The following is a 14254-nucleotide window of genomic DNA, read 5'->3' as shown; positions in this document are numbered from 1 at the left end:
GCCACCGCGCCAACCCGACGGACGCTACAGTAGGAGCCGCCCACAGGTGGGGAATTTCAGCGAGCACACCTGGGGAAGTTTCTTGAGCCTCGTCACAGTGAGATGCCTCGGGTCGGATCGCGGAAGATCACGCGTTCCTGCTTGAGTGCTCGGAAGAGACTGTGCAGTGCCGAGAGCAGATTGCGTGCGGTCACCGGCGGTCGATCGTCGAGTGCGGCCTGGATGTCGTCGGGGGTGATCTCACGCAGGCTACTCACCTGTTGAGTCCAGGTCATCAGTACCGGCCGCAGGCAGTTCAGGTACGAACGAATGGTGGCATAGGGAAACTGGGGATGCGGTAGGCGTCCCTGTCCGCGCATAACCTTTACCCAGCAACGTATTTCGTTGGAAATGCTCGTGGGAAGGGAGGTGATGCGCGCCTCAACGGCGCGTTGGGCGGCTTCACCGTGGTGTTCCGGATCGGTGACGAGCATGTTGTGAGCGCCGAGGAATTGCAGAACTCTGCGGATACCCGCGTTGCGGCGGTTCTCGGTGAGGGCGCGGATGTCCTCCTCTCGAATGGGGGCATCGGCACCGAGCCAGCCCAGCACGATTCGCAACGAGCGGGCGGCGCTGTTGCGTGGAGACGCATGCCATCCGTGCTCGCGGGCATGTTGATGAAACAGTTCGAGCAATGCTTCGGCGCCGGGCGTGAGCGCGGGCAGCGGCGCCGATGTCCCGGCTGCGAATCGTTGCCAGTCCCGGCGCACGTGAAACAACTCCGGCTGCGCGGGATCAACAAGGTGCAGTGACACTTTCGGTTTCGGCTCGCGGGGCGTGAGCCCACGCTGGTGCTGTACGTCCGGCCTACCGTCAACGGCGGTCGTGGCGGGGTTGGGGTTGGCGCGCTTCGCGTGCAGCGTGAGCGGAGCCGCCTTGGGCACCCGCAGTCCCGGCACGATCAGCGCCAGCTGTAGGGACCGGTGCGGTGCGGGCTCACACAGCCAGTCCGGGTCGTCGGTGCGTAGGATTTGCAGGCAGCCGCGGCAGAGTCCGTCGTTGTTGACATGGTTGTCGTGGCCGCACCGCCGGCAGCGCTGTTGCCGAGGGAAGGCTCGTCGCCATTTCGCGCAGGCCCCGCAGGTCGTATATTGCCGTTTCTCGCCCCAGCCCAAGCAGATTGGGCATTGCCCGATCGGCCAGTTCTTCCGAGGCGAGGCCACCGGTCCACTCAGTTCGGTGGTAGCGAGCCGCGGGCCCTGCCGCGCCGCGGCGTCGGCCGCACGGGCTCGTCGTCGCCACCGGCGACGCGACGCGCATCGTGCTCGAGTTCACCGTCGGCGGCCAGCGGCTCGGCCTCCAGCAGATCGGCAACCGTGCAGTTCAGCGCGGCGCAGATCTTGTCCAGGTCATCCAGGCGCACGGTGGTCGGTTTACCACTCCACAGTGCGGCGACTTTACTCAGCGAGGGTGTGAAGCCAACCTCGGTGAAGGCGGCGAGCAGGTCACTCGGCCGCCAGATGTCGCGTTTGGCGGCTGCCCACCGCAGGTTCCATTTCATCGCAGGTTCCCCTTGTCCATGACCAGGCGCTGCACCGCACGTCCGGCCGCGGCCAGGCTGGCCGTTTCCGGGTCGGCGTGGACGGTGGCCAGATACGACACCGTGGTGGTCGGGCGGTCGTGTCCCAGCAGTTTCTGCACCTCCCACAACGACATTCCACGTTCGTAGTTATGGGTGGCGCAGGCATGCCGCAACAGATGTGGATGCAATTCGGTCACCGGCCCGGCGAGGAACCGGTGCCCGGCGTCTTTGAGGGCGCGCCGAAACGTCGACGGCGTCACCGCAATTGCCGGTGTCGTGACGTTCAATGCCACCACGGCCTGCGGAATCCGTTCAGACGGGAATAGCGGTGCGTCCGGGTTGTCGGGGTCATCGCAGAACTCGGCCCGGACTTCTTCGATGTACCACCACAGCAGCGCGCGGCCTTCCTCGAACAAATAAGCCTCGCGGTGACGCGGCCCGGATCCGCGAGCACCCTTGCCGTGCACCAAGAACCGTCCCCACTGCCCGGATTCCCAATGCAGGTCGCCGATCCGCACTCCGCACAACTCGGCAGCGCGGACTCCCGACAGGTACGTGATCTTGCCCATCACGTAGTCACGCCGAGCGATCATCGGCTTACGAGCCTCCACCAACGATTCCCGCCAACGGCCGAAGAACTCGCGCACGGCGCGTTGCGACGGGGGTATGCGAAGACCGAAGTCGCCGCGGTGGCGCGGACGGTTGAACACGTCGATCGGTGACTCGACCGCAGCACCGTAGCGGCGCGCGATCTCCCCGGCGTAGCGCTGTTCCAAGAACGCGAAGTAGTGATCGATCAGAGTCATCTTGCGGCGTACCGTCGCTTGCGCCCGCTTCCCGACTCCGGCGAAATACTTGTCGACCTGGCGGGAAGTCAGCCGCCACGGCACCAACTCGTAGTGCCGGCAGACCTCGATGACCGGCTTGGTCAATCCATCCAATGTGGCAGGCGCCAAACCCGCCGCATCCCTCGCCCACTGGTACTCCGCGACCGTGTCGAGAAAGAAGCTCTGCTCGTCGCCACTCGACATCGCCGCAGCGTTGCGCCGCTCCAGCGTGAGCACATCGGCCAGTCCCGACTCCAGCAGCGGCGGCACAGGTGCATCGTCGTTCTCACTCGCCGCGGTCTCGGCGAGTGAAAGCATCCGTGTCCCGGAATCCGCCATGATCACGAAGATTACAACGATAACTCCTGAATTTCGGGAACGACTCGCCAAATCCAGCAGACATCCACTCAGACTGCTACGTAGTCTCTGTGCTGCTGAAATGCGATGAAGCGAGTCGATGCGGGCGTCAGGAACCCGTCTCTGCTCCGGTTGTCCACTGTTGCGGTGGCCAGGGTTTTGGGCATCAGCTCGTCGAAACCCGACGGGTGCAGGTTGGAGGACACCGCGACGGATTTACGTTCGTAGGCGGCTTCGACGACTCGGTAGAGGCCCTCGGCAGCATCGGTCCCGACGGGGAGCAGGCCGACGTCGTCGATGACGACGAGTTCGGCGCGCACGATCTTGGCGATGGCTTTGCCCAGGGTGTCGTCGGCGCGGTGGGCGCGCACGAGGGTGCCGAGTTGTTCGAGGCTGAACCAGGCTACGGGCATGCCGGCTTCGATCACTTTCTGCCCGAGCGCTTCGAGGAAGAATGTTTTGCCGGTGCCGGCGGGCCCGCAGACGACGAGGTTCTCCCGTCGCTGGACCCATTCGAGGGTTTGCAGGGCGTGCTGGGTGGGTACCGGGATCGATGAGGCGGTCTCGTCCCACACGTCGAAGGTTTTGCCGGTGGGGAAGTTCGCCGATTTGCGCCGTGAGGCGAGCATGGAGCGGGCCCGGCCGGCCGATTCCTCGGCGAGCAATGCTTTGACGACTTCGGCGGGGTCCCAGCGCTGAGAGCGGGCGGTGGCGAGCACATCGCCGGCGATGGCGCGGGCGTGCGGGAGCCGCAGTTGCCGCATCAATGCCTCGACCTCTGGGGGCAGCACGGTGTGGGGTGCGGTTGTGGCGGCGGTCATCGTGTTTCCTCCTCGGTGGCCTCATTCTCATCGATAGTGTTGGTGCCCAACATGTTCCATCCCTTCGTTCCCTGGGCCAGGGACGTGGTTTCTGAGGCGTGATGCCGCGTCTGGTCGAGCCCTTTGGCGGCGAGGACCGAGTCGAGGTCACCGGTGGCGAAGCGGCCATGCACCGCGGCATTGCCCAGTGCCCAGTCCACATCTGCCGCCCCGTGCAGCGCGGCCAGGGAGACGGCGTGGCGCATCTTCTCCCGCATCCGTTCGGTACCGACGGAGGCGGCTTCTTTCAGCCACAACCCGGCGCCCTCGCCGATCGCCAGGAATGCCTGTTCTTCGGCGGTGCGGGCCCGAATCCGATAGTCGCCTGGTGTTTTCGGCTGATGTCCGGGGAAATGTGCGTCGTCGATCGCGGGGGTCCCGCGAGTGGCGCGGGCATGCCGGGCGACCTCGACCGGGCCGCCGGCATCGAGAGCACACACGATCACCTCGTCGGTGGTCGGATGATGACGCACCCACACCGATTGACCCAACAGTGTTGCCGGAACAGAGTATTGGCAATGTTCGAAGGCGATTATCGGCGTGTTCTTGGGAACCTGACGGGTCACCCCCAACCCGGCGGTATGCGGCAGCTGCGGAATCGGATGCAACCGCATCCGTTCGGCGGCGAGCATCTCCACCGGCCGCCGACCGGTGGTGCGGTGCTCGCGGTCGTTGACCTCGACCATGAACTGCTCACACGCCGCCACGACCTGCGCGAACGAGTCGTAGGCCTCGAGCAGATTGGTGTCGGTCGGCACGATATCGGCCTTGGCCAGCTTGACCGCGTTTTCCACCCCGCCCTTGGTCGCCGGGTCCGCCGGCTCGCAGGTGAGCACGGTGGTGCCGTAGTAGCGGCTGAACGACACCGCGTCGCGGTTGCGGACCGGGACCCCGGCGATATGGCCGGTGGTGACGGTCTTCTCGTTGTCGGTCAACACATAGGTCGGTGCGCCACCGATGATGCGGAACGCCCGGTCCAGGCCGGCGAACACACTCGGCGCGGTGCGGTCTCGCAGCGCGATGACCACCCGGTAGCGGCACCACGCCAGCCACGCCACCAACAACACGACCTTGCGGCCATCAACAACCGGCCCGTCACCGAAGTCGTACTGCAGCCACAACCCGGGTTCGGTGATCCACGGACGGTGTACCCGCGTATTACCCAGTCGCCATGAAGCTTTCACTTCTGCCACCGCACGACGTGTGGTACGTTCAGTGCCGCTATAGCCCAGAGTGACAAGCTTTTCGTGCGCCTTGTCGGCGCGGATCTTTCCGTTCGTGTCCTGCACCCACCCCTCGATATGCGGCAGGAAATCGTCGATCAACCGGGCGCGACGCACCGCCGGCGCCAGCCCAGCAGCACGATCGTCCACCGCCCGCTTGACCGTGTGATGGCTGCACCCGCACAACTGCGCAGCAGCCCGATACGACCCCGTCAGGTCGTAGGCATTGAGTATGTCCATGAGTTCTCCGTCAGACTTCAAGAAGGGTCTTCTCCCGTGCGTGAGTTCGATACGACTAGGCATCGCCATCGAAACCAACGGGAGAGGCCCGCACAGCGCAGACGCGCCGTCGGATGAGACAGGTGCAGGCAAAATCGTGTCCGCCAACGGGCAGTTTCCTGACCGCCAGTGGGCAGTCCTTATTGGCCGTCAGCGGGCACTTTCGTGACCGCCCATGGGCAGTTTTTCATGTCCGCTGACATTGCGTCGGTGTCGGCGATCCGAGGATTCCTTATCGACGTGCACGACGACGAACCCCGTCAGGGGCGCGGAGAGTGGCGACGTCGTCTTCGTCGCAGAGTGCTGCGGACATCAGGTACGCGCCGGGGTCCATGTCCGGTCGCGACCCGCTCTCGTCTGCCCACGCCGTCAACATGATGGAACACCCTATGGGTCTGGTACGACTCGACAGGGCTCAGGGGACACGCATGCGCGGCTTTCTGAGCCCCACCCCCCTCGCTCAAACGTCACGACTCCGCTCATGTGGCAACCGACCTCGGGGAGGGCGGCAGCGCAGCGCAGCGGAGACGCTGTTTAGTGACTATGGGAGCCGGTCGACCTGCCCCCCGGTCTGATCGGCGTACGCCTGGGCCTCGTCGAGCTCGTCGGCGATGTAGGTGCGGATGCCGGCGGGTTACCAGATGTTCTGCATATTGGGTTGCTACCCAACGGTTTTCGCATCACGCATTGGCAGCAGGTATGCCGCGTTTTGTAGCTTCCGCGGCCAGTGCGTGGTCGAAGGTGGCGAGGTTTGCGTGGTGTCGTACCGCGACGTCAAGAACGCAGCAGTCGCGCAACTTCAGCCCACTGCTGGCACGCAGTTCGGCTAGTCGTAGTGGTTCCCCTTTATCGTGAGGCGCGACCGTGATTCCGGCGGCATGGATGTCATCGCGCATCGTCGCACCCTGTCCTATCCGGACGCCGCTGACCAGTACTTCCGCCATTGTGATCATGTGCACCAGCATCTCCCCGGGCGTGCCGGCCAGGAGAACTTCGGTGGCCGCTCGATGATGCGGATCGGCTGGATTCAAATGAGCGATGAGCACACTCGCGTCCACTGCAATCACGCCGGCCAGTCCGCTCTCAGCTCGGTGAGATAGTCCGGACCGAATGCCTCGGCGTAACGCCCTGCGCTGGCCAGCACCGCAGATCGATGGGCGTGGTTGTCGGCGGACTCGTCATTCGCGAGCATTTCGCCCCCCGCCTCGACAAGTCGCACGAGCAGGCGTGATCGGGGCTCTCCGGGCCATCGTTTCGCTGCCCTGTCTAAGGCGAGAGCAACCGTCGGTGTCTCTGTTACCTGATATCGGGGGCGTGTCGTCGGCATGCCGCAAGTGTACCACCCTGCGGGCAAGTGGTACACCGAGCTGATCGGCTACGGCTGGGAATAGGCAGGAATCGAATATGCAGTACAGAGGGATTCAAGTTCCGGACCACCACCACTCCCGGCGTTGCGCTGCCACGTCGCGCATCGCATCAATCGCGGACCAGAAACGCCATCGGCGAGCCTCTACCCCGTGCCATACCGTGCTATCCTGTAGCACATGAGTGCGCCGCGCGAAGTAAGCCAACGCGACCTCCGCATGCGTTCCAAAGAGATCATGGACGCGGTGGAGTCCGGCGATTCCTTTACGGTTACCCGCGACGGCCGTGGGATAGCGGAACTCGTCCCCCTACGTCGACGACGCAGCTTTGTTTCCCGCACAGAGTTCGCCCGCGGCTCGGTGTCGGCTCCATTGATTGATGTAGAGAAGTTCCGATCTGATCAGGACCGCGTATACGACGGAACGTTGAGCGACCCGTATGCCTGACGAAGTACGGCGGGGGTTGCTCGACACCAACATCTTGATTCTTCGCCACGCAATCGACCCTGCCAAACTGCCGGACGAGATGGCAATCAGTGCGATCACCTTGGCTGAGCTCTCCGCCGGCATACACCTGGTAATTGGCGACGACCCACAGGCCTCCGACGAACGCGCACGCCGCGCCGATGTTCTCCAGCGCGTCGAGAACGAGTTCGACCCCATACCGTTCGGCGCCGACGCTGCTCGCGCATTCGGCCGCATCAGCGCCGCGGTCCAAGCTCGTGGAAGAACGCCACGGAGACGAGTAGCGGACCTCATGATCGCATCTGTGTCGACCGCAGCCGGGCTCCCCCTCTACACCACCAACCCCAACGACTTCGAAGGCTTGGACGGCATCGTTCGCGTCATACCCGTGAGTCGCCCCTGAAACTGGCCTCAGCTCGAGTCTCTATTCGACACGGTCCAGCGAACATGCAGCAACCGAATATGCAGGGTTACCGTTAACCGCTGTCTATTGCGTTGCGGTGCACCGGGATTAAGTCGGACCCCCTTCCGCCGACATTGAGCTGCCACTTCGGATCGCGTCATCGCGCGAGTCCCAGAAACGCCATCAGCGAGCGTTCGACTTCCACGAGCTGTTCGGACGTCAGCCGGCCAACGCGCGTCAGCACATTCGTCCGCCGCACGGCGGTGAGCTTGTCGACCATCACGTCGGTGTCCCGTTCGAGACCTGAGATCGCGTCACGTTCGCCTGGGATACGAATCCGCAGCAACGGCGCCTCGATGAGCCGGCTCGGCAAGTGGCGATGACGCCCGGCCGTCCTACGAACGTGCGCGTCGCGCCGAACTCGATGAGCCGGTCCTGACGAATCCGTCGACGTCAGGGAATCTTCACCTCACACCGCAGACCCGTCGCCCTGCCAATGCGCCGGTCAAGAGTGACGAGCGGGGCACCTGCCAGTTCGGCGACGGCGACATAGCTGGCGTCGCACCCGGACAGATTGCTGCGCAATTCCCACACCCGCGAACCGAGAAGTTCGTACGGCCACTGCTCTATCGAGAGGTCGAGCAGATCCCCGTGGGCCTGCACCGCCTGGTCGGCGCTGACGAATCCGGCCGCTTCTTGTCTCCGAATGATGTTGCTCGCTTCAAACATCACCAGCTGCGGTGCGAGCAAGCGTGTGCCGGACAACTGCTCGACCGCCCAGCGACCGTCCGGACCGTCGTCGAGCAACAGCGCCACGAGGGCCGAGGCGTCACACACGGCGTCGATGGTCACCGTCGGTCCGCATCTCGCGCGTCGAGGATCGCGGCGGCGTCCACCCGCACGCCGGTTGCGCCGACCCGCGCCCGCGCCCGCGCAATGACATCATCGACCGGCGGACGTGACGCAGACTCGATCAGCATGCCGCGCAAGTATTCCTGCAACGATTTGCCGGCCCGCGCAGCCCGCGCTGCGAGTTCATCTCGTACCGCGTCTGGCACGTCGCGAACGGTGATGACCACACCCATGCAGCTATAATAGCTGCATCGCTTGCAATATGCAGCTAGCTGCACAATCCGCGCCTCGGAGTCCGTCCGGAAGACGAGCAGTTCCTGGCGGGCAACGACCGGCGAACAGGGCTCACTCGCGCGGCGGTCTACCTCAGGCCCGCCGGCACGACCTTTCCGTTGACGGTCACGGTGACCTCTCCGGTCGCGGTGTTCTCGGTGACCTTGCCGTGCTCAAAAGTCACCTCTTGTACGTCACCGTCAGCGGTCAGATCGGTGACGGGAACACCGAGAGGTCCAGGCGAACCGTTCTTCCCGGTGAGGGACGGAGTGCCATCCGGGGCACGCTCGGTGTTCCACGCGTCCCGGATCCCGCCCGACGTGACGACGTACGCCGGAGTCCCTGGGCTGTCGTTCTTCGCGATGATCACGCCGCCGTGGAACTGTTGAAACACGACGCCACTCTCGCGCGTGCCCGCGTTGTGATCACCGGTCAGCGGCATTCCGAGCGCCTCCTTCTGAGCGTCTGTCGCCGACGCGTACTTGATTGCGATCGGGCCGGTCAGTGTCACCTCGATGTCCTGGTCCCCCATCATCGTCACATCGGTGGGCTCAGCCTGGGCAGCCGACTCCACGACCGCGGCCGACGAGGCCGGTGACACCGCATCGTCCGTCGTATCGTCGCCACCGCACGCAGCGGCGATCAGCGTGACCGCACAAAGTCCGGCGACGAATGTGGTCCGGCGATAAACGAACTGCCTCATGCATTCCTCTCGAGCGCTGACATGAAACCGATCCGGCACGCACGCAGACCGGGCATCCTGTTCGACTGTATTGGTGTGCGCGACGACCCGCAGGTGTACCGATTGCGTCCCAACAACAGACGGGTCCTCGCTCAGAAGCTGCCGGAGACTGCTGCACACGTCTCGTACCGATCACCTCCGTACCTCAAGGACCGACGACGCATTCCTGCCGTGGCGATCACCCCGGTCGGGGACAATCGAGATGTGAGTGAGCCTCGTTCACCGCTCGACGCGATGATCGCACCGGCCGACATCGCGAATCTGGTGTTCGACTCCGCGGACCGCGTCAACGCCTTCGCGCTGGCCGGTCGATTGGGTCCGGGCGGATTCGTTCAGTCAGACGGCAGCATCGATCTCGACCGCGCCCGCGACATCTTCATTCACCGAGCACTGCGCGTGCCGCAGCTGCGGCAGGTCGCCGACACCGCGGGGCGGGTGTGGCGTTGGCGGGACGCGACTCTCGACCCCGCCCAGCACATCCGCGCAGTCGACGCATCGAACCTCGAAGACCTGTGCGCGGACCGTATGTCGATTCGGCTCGACCGCGCACATCCGCTCTGGGAGATACTGCTGGTGCCGCACCTCGAGATCGGATGTGCCGGCATTCTCATCCGTATCCATCACGCGGTGGCCGACGGGCTGGCCGCAGCACTGATGCTCGCCGCACTTGCCGACACCGATGGCCCCGTCATCGAAACCGCCCGCGCGGGTGTGCGTCCGACGCCGGGCGCCGAAGACACCGACGCTCGGCAACGTCTGGGGCAACTCTGGCGCGTGATCTCCGGGTCACGCGTGCCCGGTCGCAGCGCATTGCTCGGCGACACCGATGGTCCGCGCGCGATCCGTTTCGCCGGTATCGATCTGGCCGCATTTCACGCCGGCACGCAGGCTGCGCACGGCTCGGTCAACGACGGCGTGCTGGCCGCGGTCGCCGGCGCGCTGTCGACCACCCTGCATGCACTCGGTGAAAACCCGCCGTCGTCTGTCACCGTCTCGGTTCCGGTGGCACTCGCGGCGCGGGCCGGCCAGGGCAACGCGATCGGGTCCGCCATGGTGCCCCTTCCCCTGAGCATCGACGACCCAGCAGAGCGAATTCGCGCCATCCACCCCGGCGCGGTGACGGCCATCGCCGACGCTCGACTGGCGGGCGAGTTCCCGCCGGTCCAGAGCAGATGGATGATGCGTCAGTTCGTCCGCTACAGCCGCCACCAACGGAAAGTCGGTCTGGTCACCAGCAACGTCCATGGCCCGGCGAGCCCCTTGTGCTTCGACGGCGCACCGCTTGTCGACATGCACGCCGTCGGAACACTCGGCGGCAACGTCCGCATCAGCATCGTCGCGGCCTCGTATGCGGGCACATTGTCCTTCGCCGTCCACACCGCAGCCGCCATACCAGCGGACATCCTGCATGCGTCGCTCACCGACGAACTCGATGCCATCGCAAGGCTTGCCCGATGACCGATCGGCGTCCGGGCCGAGCTCAACCGTCGGCTGCCACCAGCCGGAAGATCGGCGGCACCCGCCCGAGCCGACGCTCGTAGCGGTCGTAATCGGGTGCGAGCGTCAGTATCCAGCGCCACCGCTGTTCGGCGTCGTCCGCCGAGAGCAGCTCGGCGCGCAAACGCAGTCGGCGGCCGTACAATTCGCCGACGAGGGCCGGATCGGCACACAGATTGTGGTACCAGCCCGGCGGACTCCCCAACCCACTGTTCGCCGCGACGACGAACAACTCGGTTCCGTCCTCGAAGACCTGAACCAGCACAGTGCGGGCACGGCCCGACCGGCGGCCGGTGGTGGTCAACACGATGGCGCGTCGGCGCCACAACGAGGTGATCCGGCCGCCGGTACGCCGGTACAGCCACACCCCGAAGCCCACCGACCTCGTGTCGAGCGCGTGTTCGAACCGCGTTGCGCGCTTCTCGGACCACACATGAAGTGACATGACTCCATCACAGTCCGCTCACCGACACCGGACCAGAGGCGTTGGTCACTGCTGGTGCACGCGGCGATATACCTTCGACGCGTACGGTTGACATATACCCCCTTGGGTATGCAGGGTGGGTCCGCACACCTGCGGTACACATCGAGAACGAAAGGAAGCCGGGCAATGATGGGAAGTTCAGGCGGAATGGGTTTCGGAATGGGGTGGATCTGGATGATCCTGATTCTCGCCGGTTTCGGCGTACTCGTGTATCTCGCGTTCCGACTCCTACGGCGCGACAACCGGCCGCCGACCGACCACACCACCGGTCCGGCCGAGGTTCCACCGACCGGCGCGAACTCCGAGAAATCCGCGGAGAAGATCCTCGAGGAGCGCTATGCCCGCGGTGAGATCGACACCGACGAGTTCAACGCCCGCCTGCGCGTCATCCGGGACCGATGAGCGAACCGATCACTCGCCGCAAAGCTCTCACGCTGGGCGCACTCGGGATCGGCGCGATCGCCGCGGGAGCCACCGGCCTCGTCGTCACGCAATCCTCGGACGACACGACAGTGGGCGACCCGGGCGAGGCATGGATCGAGCCACCGGTACTCACCTCCGAGAACGGTGTCCTCGAGATGGACCTCGACGTCGCCGAGACCGACGTGACCGTCGGTGGGGCCACGGTGCGAATGCTGACCTACAACGGGTCGGTACCCGGACCTACGCTCCACCTTCGGCCGGGTGATCGCCTGCGAGTGCACCTACGCAACTCACTCGACCGCCCCACGAATCTGCACACCCACGGGCTGTCGGTGTCGGCAACCGGCAACAGCGACAACCCGTTTCTGCGGATCGGTCCCGGCGGCACCTTCGACTACGAGATCGACCTGCCCGACGACCATCCTAGTGGTGTCTGCTGGTATCACCCGCATCACCACGGCACGGTGGCAGCTCAGTTGTTCGGCGGTCTGTACGGCGCGATCATCGTCGACACCGAGGACTGGGCCACCGCTGCGCCGCGTGTCGTGATCGTCTCCGACACGACCATCACCGATGGCCGGGTCGCCGACGTCTCGCAAATGGACCGGATGGCTGGTCGTACCGGCGAGTCCCTGCTGACGAACGGTCGGATCGGCCCGGTACTCCGCGCACCCGCCGGCAGCAGCGAACGACTCCTGCTGATCAACGCATGCTCCAGCCGATACCTAGACCTTCAGCTCGGCGGTTTCGACGCCCAGGTACGCGGTCGGGACTCGACTCGGCTGCCGTCACCGGCGGCCACCGATCGCCTACTTCTCGCCCCCGGTAATCGCGCCGATGTCGTCGTCACCGTCGGATCGTCGTCGGCCGACCTGATCGCCGCCGCCTTCGACCGCGGCCAGATGGGAATGGGCATGATGGGCGGCCAGTCCACAACCGCTCCCGAGGCCACGGTGTTGTCGGTGGTACCGGATGCCCAGGCGCCGGCACCCGTCGTCGCCGAGGTGGCGCCCACTCCCCTGCCCGACCTCCGCAGCCGCGCAACCGTTGCCACCCGCACCCTGACGATGAGCATGGGCGGCTTGGCCGGCGGTGGCGGGGGCATGGGAGGTGGCGGCATGGGGATGCGGTTCGTCATCGACGGGCAGGCGTTCGACCCTGATCGCATCGACCAGTCCGTGCGCATCGGCACCGTCGAAGAATGGACGATCGTCAACCAATCCCCCATGAATCATCCTTTCCATCTGCATATCTGGCCGATGCAGCTGATTCGTGCGGCTGGTGCGGACATTTCTGGCGTGGAGTTCCGCGACGTCATCGACGTTCCGGCCCGGCAGTCGGTCACCGTACGGATCGCCTTCGACCGCTTTCCGGGCAACACGGTGTACCACTGCCACATCCTCGATCACGAAGACCTGGGGATGATGGGCGTGGTTCAGGCCCGGTGAGACCCGGTCCGACGCACCCGCTGCTGTCAGTCAGGGCGAGGCCGCTCCGCCGCTCGCCGGCACATAGGTCAACGCCGTTGCCCCGCAGGCATATTCGGTTCGCCCGACGAGTTCCAAGTCGACTGCTGCCGGCAAACCCTCGAACAGCCTCCGCCCCGTCCCGACCACGCGTGGATGCACCACGAACTCGTACTCGTCGATCAGGCCGAGTTCCGCCAAGGCCTGCGGCAGGGCGACACCGCCGGTCAGGATGCCCTCCCCCGGTTCGTCCTTGAGCCGTCGGATCTCGTCGGCCAGATTCCCGCGCAGCAGCTCGGCATTCCAGTCGACATGCTCCAATGTGGCCGACACCACGTATTTCTTCGCCGAGCTGATCGTCTCGGCAAACGCGTCCATCCATTCCGGCCGAGTGCCCGGCGGGACGGGGTATCGCCACCCGTCCTCCATCAGCTGGTAGGTCACCCGCCCGAACAAGAGTGCGTCGGCACGCGCCAGGTTGTCGGCCGCGCGACGGTGCAGCTCGTCGTCCGGGAGGATCTCTCGGTGATCACAACAGCCGTCGAGTGTGATGTTGATGGAATACCGCAGGGGTCGCACGATCAGTCCTCCCGGTCGACGAGTGTCGTTACATCAGAATGACCGAGTCGGCAGGCGAAACTCATCGCACATCCCACGACTCGTGGTGATCGAACACCGACCAGCAGATGTCATTACGCAGCCGCTGGTCGTCGAGCACCAGGTCGCGGACGGCCTCGGGCAGGCGGGCCCGCTGCCAACCGCACTCCGCGTGGCCGGCATCTTCCTGACTGCCGTGAGGTGCCGCAGCCTGCGCCGCTTTGATTGCGTAAGCGGCCGCACCCAATTCGTGGGCGGCCACATGCGCCACCACCCCGGCCTGCCCGGCGGCGAACGCCGCATGCCGCGCCGGCCCACGCAGCACCCGCGCCGCGGCCATCGCATGCCCTCCGGCCGCACGCGCATCCGACATCCGGATCTTCCCGCGCGCCCACGCCCGGATCCCGGCAATCGCCGTTCGTGGCCGCGGATCGTCCGGCTGCACCGCCTCGAACAGATCGAGAACATGCTCGGCGCAGTCCGCGGCCCACAGAGCCAGGAGGTGATGATAGTCGTCGGTCAGAACGCCGCCACGCCGGATGGTGATCAACCGGGGATCGCGCTCTGACGACAGGATCATG

The 14254-nt window shown here is 65.3% G+C and carries 19 protein-coding genes; 5 read left to right on the top strand and 14 right to left on the bottom strand.

The window, feature by feature from the left end:
- Positions 1-92 precede the first annotated feature (92 nt).
- The 7 genes from ACIGKQ_RS23980 to ACIGKQ_RS23950 form a co-directional block, all read right to left on the bottom strand.
- The gene (locus ACIGKQ_RS23980; RefSeq protein WP_396575097.1) at positions 93-923 is read right to left on the bottom strand and encodes a site-specific integrase; all 831 of its coding nucleotides are present in this window, start codon (positions 921-923) and stop codon (positions 93-95) included.
- A 287-nt stretch (positions 924-1210) separates the two neighbouring features.
- Positions 1211-1540, bottom strand: coding sequence for a helix-turn-helix transcriptional regulator (locus ACIGKQ_RS23975; protein WP_235726347.1), 330 nt, complete (start codon positions 1538-1540; stop codon positions 1211-1213).
- Complete coding sequence (locus ACIGKQ_RS23970) at positions 1537-2727, bottom strand: tyrosine-type recombinase/integrase (RefSeq protein WP_396575096.1); 1191 nt, start codon at positions 2725-2727, stop codon at positions 1537-1539. Before ACIGKQ_RS23970 ends, ACIGKQ_RS23975 begins: the two co-directional genes overlap by 4 nt.
- Before the next feature lie 68 nt (positions 2728-2795).
- Entirely contained in the window at positions 2796-3566 is a 771-nt protein-coding gene (locus ACIGKQ_RS23965) for an ATP-binding protein (RefSeq protein WP_272492748.1), read from the bottom strand.
- Positions 3563-5089, bottom strand: coding sequence for an IS21 family transposase (gene istA / locus ACIGKQ_RS23960; RefSeq protein ID WP_308191738.1), 1527 nt, complete (start codon positions 5087-5089; stop codon positions 3563-3565). The genes ACIGKQ_RS23965 and istA overlap by 4 nt, the downstream gene beginning before the upstream one ends.
- Before the next feature lie 698 nt (positions 5090-5787).
- The gene (locus ACIGKQ_RS23955; RefSeq protein ID WP_235726233.1) at positions 5788-6174 is read right to left on the bottom strand and encodes a PIN domain-containing protein; all 387 of its coding nucleotides are present in this window, start codon (positions 6172-6174) and stop codon (positions 5788-5790) included.
- Complete coding sequence (locus ACIGKQ_RS23950) at positions 6171-6299, bottom strand: hypothetical protein (protein WP_268900619.1); 129 nt, start codon at positions 6297-6299, stop codon at positions 6171-6173. Before ACIGKQ_RS23950 ends, ACIGKQ_RS23955 begins: the two co-directional genes overlap by 4 nt.
- 352 nt (positions 6300-6651) lie before the next feature.
- Between ACIGKQ_RS23950 and ACIGKQ_RS23945 the strand changes: the two genes are divergently transcribed.
- Both ACIGKQ_RS23945 and ACIGKQ_RS23940 read left to right on the top strand, forming a co-directional pair.
- A complete protein-coding gene (locus tag ACIGKQ_RS23945; protein WP_235726232.1) occupies positions 6652-6918 on the top strand; it encodes a type II toxin-antitoxin system prevent-host-death family antitoxin in 267 nt (88 codons plus the stop codon).
- Between the two features lie 16 nt (positions 6919-6934).
- Entirely contained in the window at positions 6935-7339 is a 405-nt protein-coding gene (locus tag ACIGKQ_RS23940) for a type II toxin-antitoxin system VapC family toxin (protein ID WP_308191734.1), read from the top strand.
- A gap of 157 nt (positions 7340-7496) precedes the next feature.
- Here ACIGKQ_RS23940 and ACIGKQ_RS23935 read toward each other — a convergent pair whose 3' ends face one another.
- The 4 genes from ACIGKQ_RS23935 to ACIGKQ_RS23920 all read right to left on the bottom strand — a co-directional run bounded on the left by ACIGKQ_RS23935 (position 7497) and on the right by ACIGKQ_RS23920 (position 9167).
- Positions 7497-7712, bottom strand: coding sequence for a type II toxin-antitoxin system PemK/MazF family toxin (locus ACIGKQ_RS23935; RefSeq protein ID WP_235726230.1), 216 nt, complete (start codon positions 7710-7712; stop codon positions 7497-7499).
- 80 nt (positions 7713-7792) lie between these two features.
- Positions 7793-8191 (bottom strand): type II toxin-antitoxin system VapC family toxin, encoded by a 399-nt coding sequence (locus ACIGKQ_RS23930; RefSeq protein WP_235726229.1) that lies wholly within the window; start codon positions 8189-8191, stop codon positions 7793-7795.
- The gene (locus tag ACIGKQ_RS23925) at positions 8188-8424 is read right to left on the bottom strand and encodes a FitA-like ribbon-helix-helix domain-containing protein (RefSeq protein ID WP_235726228.1); all 237 of its coding nucleotides are present in this window, start codon (positions 8422-8424) and stop codon (positions 8188-8190) included. The genes ACIGKQ_RS23930 and ACIGKQ_RS23925 overlap by 4 nt, the downstream gene beginning before the upstream one ends.
- Before the next feature lie 128 nt (positions 8425-8552).
- Positions 8553-9167, bottom strand: coding sequence for a hypothetical protein (locus ACIGKQ_RS23920; protein WP_235726227.1), 615 nt, complete (start codon positions 9165-9167; stop codon positions 8553-8555).
- Positions 9168-9410: 243 nt separating this feature from the next.
- Between ACIGKQ_RS23920 and ACIGKQ_RS23915 the strand changes: the two genes are divergently transcribed.
- The gene (locus ACIGKQ_RS23915; protein WP_235726226.1) at positions 9411-10664 is read left to right on the top strand and encodes a wax ester/triacylglycerol synthase domain-containing protein; all 1254 of its coding nucleotides are present in this window, start codon (positions 9411-9413) and stop codon (positions 10662-10664) included.
- Positions 10665-10686: 22 nt separating this feature from the next.
- Here ACIGKQ_RS23915 and ACIGKQ_RS23910 read toward each other — a convergent pair whose 3' ends face one another.
- Positions 10687-11148 (bottom strand): nitroreductase/quinone reductase family protein, encoded by a 462-nt coding sequence (locus tag ACIGKQ_RS23910; RefSeq protein WP_235726225.1) that lies wholly within the window; start codon positions 11146-11148, stop codon positions 10687-10689.
- A gap of 165 nt (positions 11149-11313) precedes the next feature.
- Here ACIGKQ_RS23910 and ACIGKQ_RS23905 point away from each other — a divergent pair, with 165 nt between their 5' ends.
- Together ACIGKQ_RS23905 and ACIGKQ_RS23900 are read left to right on the top strand one after the other, a co-directional pair.
- Complete coding sequence (locus ACIGKQ_RS23905; protein ID WP_235726224.1) at positions 11314-11589, top strand: SHOCT domain-containing protein; 276 nt, start codon at positions 11314-11316, stop codon at positions 11587-11589.
- Positions 11586-13058, top strand: coding sequence for a multicopper oxidase family protein (locus tag ACIGKQ_RS23900; RefSeq protein ID WP_235726223.1), 1473 nt, complete (start codon positions 11586-11588; stop codon positions 13056-13058). The genes ACIGKQ_RS23905 and ACIGKQ_RS23900 overlap by 4 nt, the downstream gene beginning before the upstream one ends.
- A 30-nt stretch (positions 13059-13088) precedes the next feature.
- Here the strand turns inward: ACIGKQ_RS23900 and ACIGKQ_RS23895 are convergent, their stop codons facing one another.
- Together ACIGKQ_RS23895 and ACIGKQ_RS23890 are read right to left on the bottom strand one after the other, a co-directional pair.
- Positions 13089-13655, bottom strand: coding sequence for a dihydrofolate reductase family protein (locus ACIGKQ_RS23895; RefSeq protein ID WP_235726222.1), 567 nt, complete (start codon positions 13653-13655; stop codon positions 13089-13091).
- A 61-nt stretch (positions 13656-13716) separates the two neighbouring features.
- Entirely contained in the window at positions 13717-14253 is a 537-nt protein-coding gene (locus ACIGKQ_RS23890) for a putative immunity protein (protein WP_235726221.1), read from the bottom strand.
- Between the last annotated feature and the right edge of the window lies 1 nt (position 14254).

The organism is Gordonia sp. NPDC062954, from assembly GCF_044543825.1.
Lineage (GTDB): Bacteria > Actinomycetota > Actinomycetes > Mycobacteriales > Mycobacteriaceae > Gordonia > Gordonia tangerina.
The sequence above is the reverse complement of the archived record's forward strand: the minus strand, read 5'-3'. Positions and strand labels throughout refer to the sequence as shown.

What these genes read in the sequence shown, in the direction of transcription:
- ACIGKQ_RS23910 (WP_235726225.1), bottom strand. Translation starts at nt 11,148, where the DNA reads ATGTCACTTCATGTGTGGTCCGAGAAGCGCGCAACGCGGTTCGAACAC.
- ACIGKQ_RS23945 (WP_235726232.1), top strand. Translation starts at nt 6,652, where the DNA reads ATGAGTGCGCCGCGCGAAGTAAGCCAACGCGACCTCCGCATGCGTTCC.
- ACIGKQ_RS23890 (WP_235726221.1), bottom strand. Translation starts at nt 14,253, where the DNA reads ATGATCCTGTCGTCAGAGCGCGATCCCCGGTTGATCACCATCCGGCGT.
- ACIGKQ_RS23975 (WP_235726347.1), bottom strand. Translation starts at nt 1,540, where the DNA reads ATGAAATGGAACCTGCGGTGGGCAGCCGCCAAACGCGACATCTGGCGG.
- ACIGKQ_RS23950 (WP_268900619.1), bottom strand. Translation starts at nt 6,299, where the DNA reads ATGCTCGCGAATGACGAGTCCGCCGACAACCACGCCCATCGATCTGCG.
- ACIGKQ_RS23965 (WP_272492748.1), bottom strand. Translation starts at nt 3,566, where the DNA reads ATGACCGCCGCCACAACCGCACCCCACACCGTGCTGCCCCCAGAGGTC.
- ACIGKQ_RS23900 (WP_235726223.1), top strand. Translation starts at nt 11,586, where the DNA reads ATGAGCGAACCGATCACTCGCCGCAAAGCTCTCACGCTGGGCGCACTC.
- ACIGKQ_RS23970 (WP_396575096.1), bottom strand. Translation starts at nt 2,727, where the DNA reads ATGGCGGATTCCGGGACACGGATGCTTTCACTCGCCGAGACCGCGGCG.
- ACIGKQ_RS23905 (WP_235726224.1), top strand. Translation starts at nt 11,314, where the DNA reads ATGATGGGAAGTTCAGGCGGAATGGGTTTCGGAATGGGGTGGATCTGG.
- ACIGKQ_RS23920 (WP_235726227.1), bottom strand. Translation starts at nt 9,167, where the DNA reads ATGAGGCAGTTCGTTTATCGCCGGACCACATTCGTCGCCGGACTTTGT.
- ACIGKQ_RS23925 (WP_235726228.1), bottom strand. Translation starts at nt 8,424, where the DNA reads ATGGGTGTGGTCATCACCGTTCGCGACGTGCCAGACGCGGTACGAGAT.